Consider the following 15,771-nt stretch of genomic DNA (forward strand, 5'->3'; position numbering starts at 1 on the left):
AATTTTAAAGTCCCAAAAGCCTTTCGACCCCAATTATTTACTCGCTACCCCTTGACAGTTCAAGACAGTATCTACGGCTAATTGAGAATGGTGCAATATCTCAGTTTCAACCGACTGTCTTCTATGAGACGGGGGTTTCAACCCCCGGCGGGTCGTGCCACAAATCCTATCGTTTCCGGTTGCATCGTCAGGTGATAAATTAGGGGCCAATTTAGGCAGAATCCTTAGAAGTTGCCACCAAATAACAAATAACTAATAACTAATAACATGAAATTACAGACTCGCCCCCGCACCAACAAAATCTCTAACGTTCAAATCGCGTTGATGGCGACAGAGGCGCTGTGGAATAATAAGTTGCGTACCAGTTTAACTATGCTGGGGGTAATTATTGGGATATCTTCGGTAATTGCTATTACTTCGGTGGGACAGGGAGTACAAAAATCAACTGAAGAACAGTTAAAGGCTTTGGGTACAAATGTGCTGTTGGTTTTATCCGGCGCTTCTCGATCGGGCGGTGTCAGTCAAGGAAGCGGTTCTGCTACTACTCTTACTTGGGATGACGCTAGGGCGATCGGCAAACAAGCTCCTGCAGTTAAGGCAATTTCGGCTTATTTGCAGCGCCAAGTGCAAGTCGTTTATGGCGGACAAAATTCATTTACTTCGATTTTGGGAACGGATTTAAACTATCCAGATGTGAAGAACATTCAACCCCAAGAAGGACGGTTTTTTAATGAGGATGAATTGAATGCTGCTGAGCCAGTAGTTGTCCTAGGTTCTAAGGTGCGGGACGAACTTTTTGGAGCGGGAGCTAATGCGCTATCCTCCGATATTCGCATTCAGGGCAACCGCTACAAGGTCATTGGAGTGATGGAAAGCAAGGGGTCTGTAGGGGGAACCGATCAGGACGATCGAGTCTATATTCCCCTCAAAAATATGTCTTCGCGGATTGTGGGGAGAAATTCTTTAGCGGGGATTGCAATATCGGGTTTTTGGTTGGAAACTGCCGACGAAGCGGATTTGGCGGATGCTCAATTTCAAGTGGAAAATATCATGCGCTTGCGCCACAATATTTATCCGCCACAACCGGATGATTTTCGAGTTGTAAATCAAGCTGAAATAGTTAATACTTTCAGCAATGTGATAGGTTTATTTACGGTGATGGTGGGTTCGATCGCCGGAATTTCTTTGGTGGTTGGCGGCATCGGTATTGCTAATATTATGTTGGTGTCTGTTGTGGAACGGACTAAGGAAATCGGGATTCGCAAAGCCGTAGGCGCTACTAATGCAGCAATTCTAATTCAATTTATGGCGGAATCTATTTTAGTTTCCACGGTGGGGGGAACGGCGGGTATTGGGTTGGGAGTTGCGCTCGCCTTTGGGGCCTCGACAGCATTCAAATTTCCGTTTGTGGTTTCTGTATGGTCGATCGCGGCTGGTTTTGGGCTATCCTTTACTGTAGGCTTATTGGCTGGAGTGTTACCGGCTCGGAATGCGGCTCGCTTAGATCCGATCGCAGCTTTGCGGAATGATTGAACTTAGTGACGTTCGCTCCAGTGAAATTGAACACTCTTGGACGCACGACTGGTCTGAAACCGGGTTTGATGGACGATCGGACTTCGTTGTCGGCCACAGATTCGCTAACGAGACTTAGACAAAAATCACGTCCAAAATGGCTGCAAACGCCGACAGGTAAAGGGTTTGAGCTTGAATTGGGTTCGATCGAGAACTGGCAAGGGTTTGGGATCTGACCAAAAATTTCTTCATGTGGTACCCGCCACGTGATTTATCCGTGGAATCAATCCCAAATCGAAAATCGAAAATCACTTATTGCCCCCGCATTTATCTCGCGCAAGTAAATCTAAAATCTAAAATCTAAAATCTAAAATCGATTGACGGAGCCGAAAACTCTTTCCCTTACCTAGAGTGCGTTTCAGCTAGTTTAGGGGCTAGAAAATTTCTAAGTCCCATTAGAAATAATATACGCCAATTCAAATATAATAACAAAAACCCCTTATCCAACACGCAATTTCCATGTTAGAAGCATTGGTATTGGCAACAGTATTTTGCGGATTTTTTGGTATCATCTTTAAAAAGAACCTGCTCATGAAAATCGTCTGTATGGATGTCATGAGTACAGGGGTTATCGCCTATTACGTGGTGGTGGCATCGCGAGAAGGCTTGCTGACACCAATTATTTCAAAGGGGAAAAATGTTGCCGCTTACGCCGATCCGGTTCCCCAGGCGGTGATCTTAACGGCGATCGTGATCGGCTTTTCGATTCAGGCTTTAATGCTGGTAAGTGTGATGAAGCTGGCACGAGATAATCCGACATTAGAAAGTAACGAAATCGAGATGAATAATACCCCATGAATACCCTGACGATCGCCTGGATTGGACTCCCGTTTTTTGTCGGCTTTAGTATTTATTTGATTCCGAAGTTTGCCAAGTATCTCGCAGTATTCGGAGCGATAGCGTCCGCTGCCTATGCGTTCCAGCTTTTTGCTATACCGTCAGCGGTGACGCTGCAGTTACTGGATAATTTCAGTGTCACGTTGTTAGTCGATCGCTTGAGCGGCTATTTCATCTTAACCAATGCCTTAGTCACGGCAGCGGTGATTATCTACTGTTGGCCCACAGATAAGACGGCATTTTTTTATGCACAAATTCTGATGTTGCATGGCAGCCTGAATGCGGCCTTTGCCTCTACTGACTTTATCAGTTTATATGTGGGGTTAGAAGTCAGTGGCATTGCGGCGTTTCTCTTGATTGCCTATCCTCGCACCGATCGCTCGATTTGGGTGGCTTTGCGCTATCTATTTATTAGCAACACGGCAATGCTGTTTTATCTAGTCGGTGCCGTGCTGGTTTATAAGGCAAGTAATTCGTTTAGTTTTGCCGGCTTGGGTGCAGCGCCCCCAGAGGCGACAGCTCTGATCTTTATGGCTCTCTTGGTTAAGGGAGGTGTGTTTGTATCGGGGTTATGGCTACCGCTAACTCACTCGGAATCAGAAACGCCAGTGTCGGCTTTGCTGTCAGGGATTGTGGTCAAAGCGGGGGTATATCCCCTCGTGCGCTGTGCGCTGATGGTGGAGGAGGTGGCACCCATCGTCCAGATTTTCGGAGTCGGGGCGGCGTTTATGGGCGTGTTCTATGGCATCTTTGAAAAGGATACCAAGCGGGTGCTGGCGTTCAGCACGGTTTCGCAGTTAGGTTGGATTCTCGTAGCCCCGGAAGCGGCAGGCTTTTATGCCCTCGCCCACGGCTTGGTCAAATCGGCGCTATTCCTGATTGCGGGCTCTTTACCCAGCCGCGACTTTAAGGTATTGCGACAAAAGCAGATTAATACTAAGCTCTGGATTGCCTTAGTCGTGGGTAGCCTTTCGATCTCAGGCTTTCCTTTTTTGGTTGGCTTTGGGGCAAAGATGTTGACTTTGAAGAATTTGACACCCCCTTATGCGATCGCCATGAATGTGGCAGCAGTAGGAACTGCTATCCTATTTGCTAAATTCATCTTTCTGCCCCGTGGTGGAGAAGCAAAATCAAAACCCGGTTTTTGGCCTGCAGTGTTGCTGTTGCTAGGTGGGCTGATTGCAGCCAATGCTTTTGATGTTCAGGCTTATACGCTGGAAAATATGCTTAAGGCGATAGCCATCATCGGTGTTGGTTGGTTAGCCTATTTTCTAATTTTTCAACGCACGGCAATCAAACTGCCACGTATGCTTGAACAATTCGATCATTTGGTCGGTTTTATGAGCTTGATTTCGCTCCTACTATTCTGGATGGCATTCTCAACATGATTGGACAGCTAATATTAAGACTGACGATCTGGTTTCTACTTACTGCCGATTTTAGTTTGGCAAATATTGCGATCGGCTTCATCATTGCTTTCCTGTTGCCGCGCAGCTACACACCCCCGGAACCTTTGAGGGAATGGTTGGGGGTGTTTGGTAAAATCTTCATGGCGATTCCGATAGCTTATATAGAAGCTTTTGAACTCATCTTCCGTCCCCACAGACACGAAGATGTGATCATGGAAAAAGTGCCAAACCATCGATCGCCCTTGCTGATATTCCTAGATGTCTTCGTGATCACTTTTACTCCCAAGACGATTGTCGTGAAATATCACGAAGAGGGTTTTTACGAAGTACACCGAGTGCGGCGGACTTCGAGTAATTAGCTGAAGTTTTTTCGGAATGATTAAACCGCAGAGAACTCAGAGAAGGCAGAGAAGGGAGAAATAAATAAGTAGAACGGCGATAAAATACGTAAGTATGTCCGCAGTTAGTAAAAGTGCTCTATCGCAGGGGTTACGATACTTTACATTTTCTGACATACCCGAGTTTATTTACACGCTCGATATTGGATCATTCTCAAGAATCTGTAGGGGCGGGTTCACCAATAGCTTTAAAGATTGCAGACAGGTTAAATAAACCCGCCCCCACTCGCGAAACTGCCCGTCAAGAACAGGCAGGAACCCTGTTCCACAACAATTATGGCAGAGGTCTATTAAGTTGCACTATTCTCAAGAGTTTCTTGTGGGGTGTAGGGGGTTGGGCACGCGAGCCCGCCCCGATATTAACTAAGAAAAATCAGGAGTCCACACAATTGAACAACTTGAACAACTTGATTCTAATTGCGATGATTTTGGCTCTGCTCATACCTATGTACGAGGTATGGAAAGATCATGATATCTGGCAGACAATGTTGGCCTTTGCCAGTATTTCGACCAAGGCGGCAATCATCGCTCTCGTCATATCCGTCTGGCGCGATGATTGGATGATCGGTGTGGTGGCGGCGATTATCCTCAGTGTGGGTAATGCTGGCTTGATGTTGTTGGCACATATAATCAAACGTATCAGTGAAGCATGATCGTAATAGATGTATTGAGCTATACCTGCATCGGTATAGGGATTTTTTTCTGGTTTTGGGGTACTTCTTACCTACTTGGGAAGCGATCGGTTTTATATAAACTGCACAGTCTTTCGGTAGCAGATACGCTGGGTTCGATCGCGATCGTCGTCGGATTGCTGCTGCAAATACCCAGTAAATGGCCCCTGCTGATTCTGGCGCTCATTTGCTTAGCAACCTGGAACACAATGCTGGGATATGTGTTGGCCTATTGTTCTAAAACAGGGACTAACTATGAACGATAATAGCTACATTTATGTCCTCGTCGCTCTGCTGCCCTTAGCTGCTGGTATGGTGGTATTTCAGGTCAATCCATACCACGCATTGCTACTGCGGGGGGTATTGGGAGCGATCGCCGCCTTGGTGTATACAATTTTAGGCGCGGGGGATGTGGGCTTGACCGAAGCCTTGATGGGTACTCTACTCGCGATTACACTTTATGCAGTGACGGTGCGTTCATCCTTCGTGCTGCGTCTGGGTGTAATCGAAGAGGGGACAGAGGGCGATGCTATACCAAACGACAAAACCGCAGGTGATTTTAAGCAAGTGATAGATGACATCCGCACAGTTTTTCAGAAACGCCATATGCGCTTGGAACTCGTTCCCTATGCGACTACACAGGCATTGCAGCGGGCGCTGAGGGAAAAAGAAGTTCATGCAGCTTGTGCGCCACAAAGCCAATTGGAAAACAGTGGCGAAGCGCAACTTTATAACACCGCAACCAGAGTTCGGCGTGTCTACGACATCATGCAAACCGAACTTTCATCACCGGGGACAACCCTAACCTATGTAAATACACCTGACGCAGAGGACAAGCATTGATGAAGTGGGTTTACTTTTTATCCGGGATAGCGCTGTTTATCAAAATGCTGCTAATCGCCAATCCCACAATGGAGTTATCGCAGCAAAGTTCGATCGTCGAATTGGTTGTTCAAGATAGTGGAGTATCCAATGCGGTTTCCGGTATCATTTTGCGAAATCGGCTGTACGACACGATCTTTGAAGTCGTAGTATTTACGATCGCCATTATGGGTGCAAGTTTTATGCTAGCCAATGAAAGTCCGTCCTGCGCCATATATCAGTTTACCGATCAACCATCGATTATTTTGGCGCGATTGGGAGCGACGATTGCCGCGTTGGTGGGTGTCGAACTAGCAATTCGCGGGCATTTAAGTCCAGGCGGTGGTTTTGCCGCGGGTGTAGCGGGGGGAACTGCGATCGGCTTGGTGGCGATTACCTCATCACCGCAGTGGATGCAAGAAATCTACCAGCGCTGGCACGCCGCGACTTTGGAGAAAGTTTCGGTACTTGTTTTCATTGTATTGTCCGTTATCACTCTGTCAGGATATGAGTTACCCCACGGAGAGTTAGGCACACTTTTCAGCGGTGGCATTCTCCCCTTGCTGAATATCCTGGTTGCAGTCAAAGTCGCATTAGGATCGTGGGCGGTGCTTTTGGTGTTTATTCGCTATCGCGGATTGCTATGAAAAATGTCCCGATCTCAAATCCATTGGCATCGAAATTATTCATCTCTCTCAATCTCTGACTCTGTGTCCTCCGTCTTCTCTGCCGTTTAATCATTCAGCCTTATAAACGATATTTTACGTTTATAAGGCTGAGGCACGAGTAGTCAGAAACCGGGTTTTTTGCGAAATCAAAAACCCGGTTTCTTTGCTTTTTATAAGTAATTCCTGTGTACTCATCTGCGTTTATCTGCGTGCATCAGCGGTTAAAAAATCCAAATTTACGAGAGATCCGCTTACACTAAACCAGCTTGAAAAATCTGATTTGCTGTGAGGTTCAAATCAGGAAAAGTTTGCGACACAATGCGATCGTTCTCTCGAAACTTGAGGACTTGATATTCACCATCAACCAAGTTACACACAGAAATTGTCGGTTGTTTGGGATTGCCAATAAAATTGCGTCCACCCAACGCAGCATAATCCACAATCCAATATTCAGGGATACCCATCTCCTCATAATCAGCATATTTCAAATAGTAATCATCGCGCCAATTACTTGACACAACCTCAATTGCCAAAGGTATCGATGCACCAAAACTGAGGATAGATTGTTTTTGCCACAAAGTTTCTTGTGCCAAATTTGCGCGATTCAGCACCAACACATCAGGCAAATAACCAGAATCTTTTTCAGGAGGTCTAACTATCACTTGGTTGGGGATACTGTATGGCAACCCCAGACGATCGATTGCAACGGAAACTTTGATTGTAAGAAAGCCTTTAACTTCCTCATGTTCGCCTACTGGTTGTGCCATCTCAACAATATCTCCATTATGCAGTTCGTAGCGTACCGCCGAGTTTTCAGGCAGCCACTCCACAAATTCCTCGAAGTTTACGAGTTTGGGTAAAGCTTGAGTCATAGGTTTTCAGAAATACCAATAATATCAATTATATCTCTATTTATCTGCGTTGATCTGCGTGCATCAGCGGTTACAAATTACGAATCTGCCAGCCTTGCTAGATTCAGACAATTTAAAATGCTGGATTTAATCGGGCGCTTTTCATCCCAAAATACGAGTGCTGAATAAAAGTTAATTGCCGTCGGTGAATTCAAAAGCTCAAAAGTTTGACGTGCAACTCTCTCGCTGTCAAAGCTGAGAAAGTAAACAGTATCATCGAAAATTGCAGGTTTATTAGCTATTTCACCGATTAACCTAAAATCCAATTTTTTATAAAGCCCGCAAATCGCAATTTTCCAAGGTTGGAAGCTATAATCGCCTACTCCAAAAATCGAAAAGCGAGGGTTATTTTGGTAAATTTTGCTTTTGCGATTATCTAGATATTGCCCGCACTTCTCTAGATAACGTCCGGTTTTAGGGGCTATAGTTTTGATATTTTCGGTTGATTCACCGATAAATTTTTGAGTAACTAAGATATATCGATCTGTAGCATTAATGCGATTTTGAGCAACATCCGATCCTTTAAGTAGCGGAAATAGATAAGTTTCCTCAAGCTCGACAGATTCCCCAAATCCATTGACAAACAAATTATCAATTTTCCGAAACTCCATCACATTCGAGCAGTCATGCTTGACGCCAGATCGCCATTTCGTTCCTAAATTTACAGCATATAAATTACTAAACTTCTTGAAAGAATCTATATCTTTAACCAGGAGATTGTTGTGATGTCCGATTCGGTGACAATCTGAACTTTCTAAACTGCTAAATACATCGCAGAAGTAGTTTTGTGAACTTAAGTCAAACTTGCAGAATAACAGACAGGCATCAACATTTGCATCAAAATATTTTTTAGCATCTATTTTGTAAGTTGCACAGCTAGCGAGATTAAGTTTTTTTGAATGAATGTAACTCAATAACTTTCTCGCCACGGAAGTCTTGCAAAGCATTGCCAGAGTGGCGTCACGATTTTGCAACCATTGTATCGCATGGATCAGCATCCATTCTGATATATCGAAGTTACTTTTACCTGTTAGTGCATCTAAGCCAGTGTGCTTTTGAAAATTAGTTTTTTTCGGCAAGTTTTCACTGCCAATAGTTCCTTGTTGTGAGTTTGTTACCCAAGGAAAGTTGCCAAGTACCAGCACCCTATGATTGAATTGGTTGATTAATGATGTCCAGTCAAATTCAAAAAAATCTCCGTGCTTAACCTCACATCTTTCATCCTCTAACAATTCATGCTTAGCTGTTAATTCTCTTAAATAACTTTGATTGATTTCAACCCCGATAATATGGCTGGCGGATGGAAACGAATTTGCAGCAGCTTTAATGAAATTACCTATGCCGCAAGTTGGCTCAATGATGACTTTGGGGTTAACATCTAGTTCTATCAATTTCCGACACACCATCTCGGCTAATTCCAGCGGTGTCTGAAAATCCCCATATTCTAGTTTGGTTTTGCGATCGTTGGAACTCATCGGTTAGATTGATAAACTGCGATAACCCCTTCCTGTTGTCCAGCACGCTCAATGACTCTTCCATACTGAAGTCGCCATTGCAACGCATTAGAAATCGTCAAAAAACCTTGCACTGGTGGGTTTCTCAGTATTTCGTCTGCAATGTTACCTGCTTCAATTTCGTCAACAGGTAAATTTTTGTCAAACATGAAAGCAAGCAAATCATCTTTATTGCCTTCATTGTCTAAAATATTACGAATTCCACGGGTCATTTGAAAATCTGCTGTTCTTTCGGCACTCACGTAAATTGTATGCAAAATATTCAGGGTTGCAGTTCGGATCGTACTGTTGTCTGTCTTTTCGTAAACAAAGATAATCAGTGAATATCCCAGCCCAAAAATCTTTTGCCTTGCAGATTTGAAAGGACATGACGACTGCGGTTGCCTAATGCTTGTTACCTTCACGTCAACCAGTAGCCCAGGGAAATCGATGCCGCTTGCTGAATTACCATCTATAAATTCATATTTTTGCTTGAGATAGAGTCTGAACTTTTGCTCCAAATATGTCCCAACAGCCTTTCCGTCTGTGATGCCATAAAGCAGAGGTTCTGGGTGTTGAGACTCGGCTGCTGAAAATATTGCCGCCTCAGAACAAAGAATTTCTACGGTCAGAGTCGTCATTTTGATGAACCACCAGATTATTTAATTTGCTGACCCATTAAACGGTATCATTAAAGATCGCAGGTTTATTAGCTATTTCACTTATCAACCTGAAATCCAATTTTTTATAAAGTCCGCAAGTTATTGTGCCGCTTATGCTGTAACCATTTCGGGTTTGATATTAGGTGATGCTGGCTCAAAGTATAACACCATGATTTGCTCTGGATACAGCCCGACAGATTCATAAGTGCGTCCGTTGCGGTCGCTAAATTCAACCTCAAACGCTGCACCATCAGCCAACAGTTCAACTACAGTCCCTACTTGTCCGCGCCACAGGTTGTATTCAGGAAGGTCAACTGTCAATGCAACGACATCTAGTAATTTAATTGTATTCTTTGCCACTCTTATTACCTCCAGGCACTACATTATAATACGGTGTCTGAACATCCCGTATTCTAGTTTTGTTTTGCGATAGGTGTAACTCATCGGTTAGATTGATAAACTCTTAATTACAACTTACTATTGAAGAAATAACTTAGTTCCAAACACATTTCGCCATTACTCCAAAACAAAAATTCACCGGGATAGCTAAAGCTAATATCTAAACTCGCAGCAATATATTCCTTATAAACCGGATGGAATTTATATTCCAAGGATTTTATTTTAGTTATGAGTATAGTATCGATAAAACAAAGTCTACTGATAAGTTCTATGTAAAACTCTTCTGTTTTTCCCCAATCATCTAATTCCTCTATACCTGAAGTTCCTAAAGATGTTTGAACGAAATAAACTAAATCATTATAATCTTCTAATAAACTTGAATCATTATAATCTTCTAAGATTATTCCATCATTATCCGGATCTATAATTATCAAACTCTCAATTTCTTCTCGTAGCTCTTTTATGATCTCCTCTTGTCGAACTATTGTTGCAAGCAGCCGATTATTTTCCTCTTTCATCTTTTCAATGGTAGCCCTACATTTACTTTTCTCCTGCTCAAGCTCTGTTTCCAGTTGAGTTATTACCTGTTCCAAGTTTTTAATTTTTTGCTCAAGAGGTGCAACTCTATTTTTCTCGTCCTTAAGCTGTCGCTCTAAACTTATTTTGGCTTTTTCTAGCTCTCTGGCATTCCCTTCTAGTTGCTTAACTTTTGTTTCTAATTGAGGTGAATTGGAGTTTAATGAATTTAACTCATAAAGCTTTCTTTCTAATTGGGTTTTTTCTTGCTCTAGCTGGTTATTATCTATCTCTAAAGGTTGAATTCGGTCTATTGCTCGTCTTATTTCTGACTCTAAAGAGTTTTGGCTAGCTCGGAGTTGTAGATTATCTTGTGTCAATCTAGTATTATTATCCTTAACTTGATTTAACTCTCTTCTCAGAACGTCTCTTTCTTGCTGTAAATCCGTATTTGTTTTAATGAGTGATTGATTTTGGGCTATGACTTCATTAAGCTGGCTAGTAACCTCTTTAACTTTCTCGATTAAAAATTCCCACGTTATAAACTCTATATCTTGACTACTGAGAGAACCCCCCAATTCTTGAATAAGAACTTTTTTATGAGCTTCTAGTTCTTCAATTTTTTGTTCAAAGTAAATATTTTCAATACGAAGATTTGTTGAAATTTTCCTTAATTCATCTCTTTCGCTCTCAACGCTTGCTAACTGTTGTTGTAGGCTTTGAACCGTCTGCTTCAAAGAATTGTTCTCAGTAGTAGCTGCCTTAAGTTCTGCCTCTTTTTGCTTAAATCTTGCAAGGATTTGAACTATAAAGGCGGTAAATAGGTTATTTGCTTGTTGTAACTGCTGGTTTATTTGCCTAAGCTCAACTTTCTGTGCTTCGAGCCTGTTATCATCCGGTTTGTTCTTACCCCTGCTAAGTTGCCGGTAAATTATTACGATACTTAGTAAAGCTATTAAACCAGCAGTTTCGTAAACCATACTAATACTTTTTTGAAAATAGCGTTTTTGGGCATCGGTTCCCCGACAGAGCCTAGGAACCAGTTAATCAAAATTAGCCAAAAAAGAGAGGGCGGGTCTTGCCTAAAACTTAACCCCAAAAGTCCAATTTTATGCTCAAACCCGCCCTCGCAAAACTCCCTTAATAAGCGTCTTGCAATTCGTAGAAATCAGGGGAAATGTAATCTTTCCGCAGCGGCCAGCCTACCCAATCTTCGTTCATCAAAATCCGTTTCAGATTCGGATGTCCTTCGTAGACAATGCCGTACATATCGTAGGATTCCCGCTCTTGAAAGTCGGCTGCTTTCCAAATCCAGTAGACTGATGGCACTCTGGGATCGTCGCGGGGAATGAATACTTTGACGCGGACTTCTTCGGGATGGGAAGCATTATCTGTCAGCTTAGCCAAGTGGTAGACGCTGACTAAATCTTCTCCCGGCCCTTGGTCGTAGGCGCACTGGCACTGCATATAATTAAACCCGTAGGCATACAGTGCTGTTGACATCGGAATTAAGAAGTCTCGATCGACCTTTAATATCTCCACGCCCAAATTATCGGCCGCTAAAGCTTCGTGTTCAAACCCATTCTGAGTCAACCACTGGGAAACCTTCCCGGCTTCAACAATTGAGGTTTCTGTCTCAGCCACGGTTTACCTCCTGTTTTTGTCCTGCAAGCAAAGCCGGTGGTACTGGCATTCCCATTGCTTCGGTCAATTCTTTCGGCGGCGCCATCCGGCCAGGAACTGACAAATATTTGCCATCCAAGATGTCGTCTACTACTTTCATCTTGTGGGGTCTGGTGTAGTAGCGGTGGGTGGGGAGCAAGTTGCCGCGTTCTTGCATCGAATCGTTGGCGATTTTTTTCCGCAGTTTGATAATTGCGTCAATAATCGCTTCTGGGCGGGGGGGACAGCCGGGGATGTACACATCTACGGGAATCAGTTTGTCAACGCCTCTGACTGCTGTGGGGGAGTCTACGCTGAACATTCCGCCGGTGATGGTGCAGGCGCCCATCGCGATCACGTATTTGGGTTCGGGCATTTGTTCGTACAGCCGCACCAAGATGGGGGCGTACTTCATGGTAATTGTGCCGGCGGTGATGAGCAAGTCGGCTTGTCGGGGGCTCGATCGCGGTACTAAGCCGAATCTGTCGAAGTCAAAGCGCGATCCGATCAAAGCTGCAAATTCGATGAAGCAGCAAGCGGTACCGTAAAGCAGGGGCCACAGGCTCGAAAGTCTCGCCCAATTGTAGAGGTCATCAACCGTAGTTAGGATGACATTCTCTGATAATTCGGATGTGACTTCAGGGCGAATAGCGGGGTTGACAATTAGAGGTTTTTGTGATTTGTCAGAACTTAAGACCATTCCAAGGCTCCTTTGCGCCATGCATAGACAAGAGCAATAACGAGGATCGTGATAAAAAACAAGGCTTCGATGAAAGCCAACAGTCCTAGCTGGTTGAAAGCAACCGCCCAAGGATAGAGGAAGACGGTCTCTACGTCGAAGATGACGAAGACCAGGGCGAACATATAATATCTGATGTTGAACTGAATCCAGGCTCCGCCGATCGGCTCGACGCCGGATTCGTAGGTAGTGCGTCGGTCGTAGGGACGACTTTTGGGCCGCAGAACCTTAGACGCCGTGAGGGCGAGGATAGGGACTAGGCTGGAAATTAACAGGAAGCCTAAGAAATACTCGTAGCCGCTGAGTGCAAACACGATGAATAATTACTGCCTAGGTGAAAGGGTTCTGTAACTTGTCTGTTACATTATATAGATTTTGGGTAGCTAAAATTACGAGTTAGTTGAGATTAATCCTCCATCTTCTGCAATAATTTTTAATGTATATTTTAATATTGTAACTGCCTGTGGAAGACGGGCGGCTGCCTGTGGACGCTAAGTAAGACCATCCTCGACTTAAGTGTCGAACACCCAAGTGGTGTCCCTAACGTGGCATCGGCGGTTGAGACGGGAAACCTCGAAGACGAATAAGACCGTCCTCATATGAGTTTTAGTTGGAAGCCCCAACTCGAACGAAGTTTAGTTGAGGTACTTCACGATTAGCTGACCCATAATTTTGGATTTATGAGCGATCGAGCCACGGAGACTAATACCCTCGATCGGCACGAGTGCCGAGCCTGCGGCTACGTCTACAATCCTAAAAAGGGCGATCCTAAAAATGCAATTGCCCCTGGCACTGCTTTTACAGATGTGACCCCGACTTGGGTGTGTCCCGTTTGCGGGGCGCGTAAGTCGATGTTTCAAAATCTCGGTCAGATGGAAGGGGTATCGGGATTTAAGGCAAATCAGCGCTACGGTGTCGGTGTCAACGGCATGACCGAAGGTCAGAAAAGTTTGCTGATTTTTGGCGGCTTGGTCGTTGGTTTCTTGTTTTTACTTAGTATGTATGGTTTGCAGTAAGACGATTGTGAGATTTTGGCAACGAATTGTAATGTTATTGGCGGCTGCGCTCATCTGTACGAGTTGCAGCACCATCGGTGCTGTGAGTTACAACCCCTGGCAAGTGATTTCCTTGCCGACGGAAGCTAATTTGCAGGATATTGCCTTTACGGGCAATCCTCAGCACGGCTGGGTTGTGGGTTCTGAGGCGACTCTGCTCGAAACGCTGGACGGCGGTACTAGCTGGAAGTCTATAGCACTGGATATCGACGATCCGAGGTCGCGTTTTGCGTCGGTGAGTTTTTCTGGTTCCGAAGGCTGGATTGTCGGCCAGCCTTCAGTTTTGCTCCACACGAACGATGAGGGCAAGTCTTGGACGCGGATTGCTTTGAGCTCTCAGTTGCCCGGTTCTCCGAGTACGATCGCAGCTTTGGGCCCGAATTCCGCCGAGATGACGACCGATGTCGGGGCGATTTACCGGACTTCCGACGGCGGCAAAAATTGGAAAGCTGTCGTGCAGGATTCTTTTGGGGTAGTTCGCAATATCAACCGTTCTGAAGACGGGCAGTATGTTGCGGTTTCCTCGAAGGGCAATTTCTACTCGGTGTGGAAACCCGGACAAGAAGCTTGGGAACCTCACAACCGCAATAGTTCTCGCCGCCTGCAAAATATGGGCTTTACCAAGGATGGGCGTTTGTGGATGCTCGCCCGCGGCGGTCAGATTCAGTTTAGCGACCCGTCCAATCCTGAAGGTTGGGGAAAACCGTTTTTTCCCGATCGCAAGGCGAGTTGGGGTTTGCTGGACATGGCTTACCGGACTGATAATGAAGTTTGGGTAGCCGGCGGCGGCGGCAATTTGCTGTGCAGTTTGGACGGCGGGAAAACTTGGCTAAAAGACCGCGAAGTTGAAGATGTTCCGGCTAATTTTTACAGGATTGTCTTTATGGGCCCCGATCGCGGATTTGTGATCGGCGCGAGCGGTACTCTACTTAAATATCAAGGTTCAGCGCAAGCTGCTTGATAGTAGAATAGTAAGAGAGATTGTCTGTCAATTTGTTGTTGAAAGGAGGATTCTAAATGGCTGGTACAACTGGAGAACGTCCGTTTGGGGACATTATTACAAGTATCCGTTATTGGGTAATTCACAGCATCACCATTCCGGCTTTGTTTATTGCTGGATGGCTGTTTGTGCAAACGGGTTTGGCTTACGATGCTTTCGGAACTCCTCGCCCTAACCAATATTTCACACCGCAGCGGGAAGAAGTGCCGATTATCTCGGATCGCTTTGAAGCTAAGAAACAAGTAGATCAGTTCATTGCCAAGTAATTTAACAAGGATTTGGAAAAATGACGAGTAGAACCCCCAATAATGAGCCAATTTCGTATCCGATTTTTACGGTGCGCTGGTTGGCAGTTCATACTTTAGGTGTCCCAACAATTTTCTTTTTGGGCGCGATCGCAGCAATGCAATTTATTCAACGATAGGAGTTTACAATGCCTGAGCGCGTTCCTAATCCCAACGAGCAGCCTGTTGAGTTAAACCGGACTTCTTTGTATTTGGGTTTGTTACTGATTTTTGTTTTGGGTATTTTGTTCTCCAGTTATTTCTTTAATTAACTGGTGTCTGAGTTGGCTTTCGATAGTTCCATCGAATTTGTTGAGCTGTAAATTAGTGAGGTGATGGCTATGTTTAGTGAAAGTGGCAGAATTCCTTTGTGGCTGGTAGCTACTGTTGCAGGCCTCGGTGTTCTCACCATTGTGAGTCTTTTCTTCTACGGTGCTTATGCCGGTTTGGGTTCTTCGATGTAAGGAGAATCAAGCTGATTTTCGGCTGTTAACCCCCCTTTTTCAAGGGGGGTTTTAATTATGCGAATTGTGTTGGTAAATCTGGTATAGCCTTTCTCAGGAATGAAAATTAAATAACTTCCACAAGTTTGTGGGATGGGCGTCCCGCCCGTCCAAAAAGGACGGGCGGGACG

23 protein-coding genes are annotated in these 15,771 nt (G+C 44.6%); 14 read left to right on the top strand and 9 right to left on the bottom strand.

The annotated features are described in order from the left end of the window. The first annotated feature begins 267 nt into the window (after window positions 1–267). The 8 genes from QT987_RS28425 (at window position 268) to QT987_RS28460 (ending at window position 6,395) form a co-directional block, all read left to right on the top strand. Window positions 268–1,533 carry an ABC transporter permease gene (locus QT987_RS28425; RefSeq protein ID WP_333246752.1) on the top strand — a complete coding sequence of 422 codons (1,266 nt, stop codon included), beginning with the start codon at window positions 268–270 and terminating at the stop codon, window positions 1,531–1,533. A gap of 498 nt (window positions 1,534–2,031) precedes the next feature. Further along, window positions 2,032–2,370 carry an NADH-quinone oxidoreductase subunit K gene (locus QT987_RS28430; protein WP_333246754.1) on the top strand — a complete coding sequence of 113 codons (339 nt, stop codon included), beginning with the start codon at window positions 2,032–2,034 and terminating at the stop codon, window positions 2,368–2,370. Continuing rightward, a complete protein-coding gene (locus QT987_RS28435; RefSeq protein WP_333246756.1) occupies window positions 2,367–3,797 on the top strand; it encodes a cation:proton antiporter in 1,431 nt (476 codons plus the stop codon). The genes QT987_RS28430 and QT987_RS28435 overlap by 4 nt, the downstream gene beginning before the upstream one ends. Further along, window positions 3,794–4,177: a Na+/H+ antiporter subunit E gene (locus QT987_RS28440; RefSeq protein ID WP_333231558.1), complete on the top strand. Its 384-nt coding sequence runs from the start codon at window positions 3,794–3,796 to the stop codon at window positions 4,175–4,177. Before QT987_RS28435 ends, QT987_RS28440 begins: the two co-directional genes overlap by 4 nt. Before the next feature lie 461 nt (window positions 4,178–4,638). After that, window positions 4,639–4,869, top strand: coding sequence for a hypothetical protein (locus QT987_RS28445; RefSeq protein WP_041622563.1), 231 nt, complete (start codon window positions 4,639–4,641; stop codon window positions 4,867–4,869). After that, window positions 4,866–5,153 (top strand): monovalent cation/H(+) antiporter subunit G, encoded by a 288-nt coding sequence (locus QT987_RS28450; protein WP_333246758.1) that lies wholly within the window; start codon window positions 4,866–4,868, stop codon window positions 5,151–5,153. Before QT987_RS28445 ends, QT987_RS28450 begins: the two co-directional genes overlap by 4 nt. Continuing rightward, window positions 5,143–5,730 (top strand): DUF4040 domain-containing protein, encoded by a 588-nt coding sequence (locus tag QT987_RS28455; RefSeq protein WP_333246759.1) that lies wholly within the window; start codon window positions 5,143–5,145, stop codon window positions 5,728–5,730. The genes QT987_RS28450 and QT987_RS28455 overlap by 11 nt, the downstream gene beginning before the upstream one ends. After that, window positions 5,730–6,395 carry a Na(+)/H(+) antiporter subunit B gene (locus QT987_RS28460; RefSeq protein ID WP_333246761.1) on the top strand — a complete coding sequence of 222 codons (666 nt, stop codon included), beginning with the start codon at window positions 5,730–5,732 and terminating at the stop codon, window positions 6,393–6,395. Before QT987_RS28455 ends, QT987_RS28460 begins: the two co-directional genes overlap by 1 nt. A gap of 272 nt (window positions 6,396–6,667) precedes the next feature. Here QT987_RS28460 and QT987_RS28465 read toward each other — a convergent pair whose 3' ends face one another. The 8 genes from QT987_RS28465 to ndhC all read right to left on the bottom strand — a co-directional run bounded on the left by QT987_RS28465 (window position 6,668) and on the right by ndhC (window position 13,112). Beyond that, on the bottom strand, window positions 6,668–7,288 hold the full coding sequence (locus tag QT987_RS28465) for a Uma2 family endonuclease (RefSeq protein ID WP_333246763.1): 621 nt from the start codon (window positions 7,286–7,288) through the stop codon (window positions 6,668–6,670). Between the two features lie 77 nt (window positions 7,289–7,365). Continuing rightward, entirely contained in the window at window positions 7,366–8,802 is a 1,437-nt protein-coding gene (locus QT987_RS28470; protein WP_333246765.1) for a class I SAM-dependent methyltransferase, read from the bottom strand. Beyond that, entirely contained in the window at window positions 8,799–9,461 is a 663-nt protein-coding gene (locus QT987_RS28475) for a restriction endonuclease (protein ID WP_333246767.1), read from the bottom strand. The genes QT987_RS28470 and QT987_RS28475 overlap by 4 nt, the downstream gene beginning before the upstream one ends. Window positions 9,462–9,593: 132 nt before the next feature. Further along, entirely contained in the window at window positions 9,594–9,842 is a 249-nt protein-coding gene (locus QT987_RS28480) for a DUF4926 domain-containing protein (protein ID WP_333246769.1), read from the bottom strand. A gap of 107 nt (window positions 9,843–9,949) precedes the next feature. Continuing rightward, on the bottom strand, window positions 9,950–11,377 hold the full coding sequence (locus QT987_RS28485; RefSeq protein WP_333246771.1) for a hypothetical protein: 1,428 nt from the start codon (window positions 11,375–11,377) through the stop codon (window positions 9,950–9,952). Window positions 11,378–11,537: 160 nt separating this feature from the next. Further along, window positions 11,538–12,041, bottom strand: coding sequence for an NAD(P)H-quinone oxidoreductase subunit J (locus tag QT987_RS28490; RefSeq protein WP_333223573.1), 504 nt, complete (start codon window positions 12,039–12,041; stop codon window positions 11,538–11,540). Continuing rightward, window positions 12,034–12,759: a photosynthetic/respiratory NAD(P)H-quinone oxidoreductase subunit K gene (ndhK, locus tag QT987_RS28495; protein ID WP_333052111.1), complete on the bottom strand. Its 726-nt coding sequence runs from the start codon at window positions 12,757–12,759 to the stop codon at window positions 12,034–12,036. Before ndhK ends, QT987_RS28490 begins: the two co-directional genes overlap by 8 nt. Then, window positions 12,750–13,112 (bottom strand): photosynthetic/respiratory NAD(P)H-quinone oxidoreductase subunit C, encoded by a 363-nt coding sequence (gene ndhC, locus QT987_RS28500; RefSeq protein WP_006635500.1) that lies wholly within the window; start codon window positions 13,110–13,112, stop codon window positions 12,750–12,752. The genes ndhK and ndhC overlap by 10 nt, the downstream gene beginning before the upstream one ends. Before the next feature lie 366 nt (window positions 13,113–13,478). Here ndhC and QT987_RS28505 point away from each other — a divergent pair, with 366 nt between their 5' ends. The 6 genes from QT987_RS28505 (at window position 13,479) to QT987_RS28530 (ending at window position 15,601) form a co-directional block, all read left to right on the top strand. After that, entirely contained in the window at window positions 13,479–13,814 is a 336-nt protein-coding gene (locus QT987_RS28505; RefSeq protein WP_333206831.1) for a rubredoxin, read from the top strand. After that, entirely contained in the window at window positions 13,801–14,814 is a 1,014-nt protein-coding gene (locus QT987_RS28510) for a photosynthesis system II assembly factor Ycf48 (RefSeq protein ID WP_333246773.1), read from the top strand. Before QT987_RS28505 ends, QT987_RS28510 begins: the two co-directional genes overlap by 14 nt. A gap of 56 nt (window positions 14,815–14,870) precedes the next feature. Beyond that, entirely contained in the window at window positions 14,871–15,119 is a 249-nt protein-coding gene (gene psbE, locus QT987_RS28515; protein WP_006635503.1) for a cytochrome b559 subunit alpha, read from the top strand. A 20-nt stretch (window positions 15,120–15,139) separates the two neighbouring features. Next, a complete protein-coding gene (psbF, locus tag QT987_RS28520; protein WP_006635504.1) occupies window positions 15,140–15,277 on the top strand; it encodes a cytochrome b559 subunit beta in 138 nt (45 codons plus the stop codon). A gap of 9 nt (window positions 15,278–15,286) precedes the next feature. After that, window positions 15,287–15,409: a photosystem II reaction center protein L gene (locus QT987_RS28525; protein ID WP_015176850.1), complete on the top strand. Its 123-nt coding sequence runs from the start codon at window positions 15,287–15,289 to the stop codon at window positions 15,407–15,409. A gap of 69 nt (window positions 15,410–15,478) precedes the next feature. After that, the gene (locus QT987_RS28530; RefSeq protein WP_333109398.1) at window positions 15,479–15,601 is read left to right on the top strand and encodes a photosystem II reaction center protein J; all 123 of its coding nucleotides are present in this window, start codon (window positions 15,479–15,481) and stop codon (window positions 15,599–15,601) included. On the opposite strand, the gene QT987_RS28535 is transcribed toward QT987_RS28530, so the two are convergent. Next, on the bottom strand, window positions 15,574–15,771 hold a 198-nt coding region (locus QT987_RS28535; RefSeq protein ID WP_333246775.1), incomplete at its 5' end, for a hypothetical protein. The two genes, QT987_RS28530 and QT987_RS28535, sit on opposite strands and share 28 nt — an antisense overlap.

The sequence above is a fragment of the Microcoleus sp. SVA1B4 genome (assembly GCF_036700545.1).
Lineage (GTDB): Bacteria > Cyanobacteriota > Cyanobacteriia > Cyanobacteriales > Microcoleaceae > Microcoleus.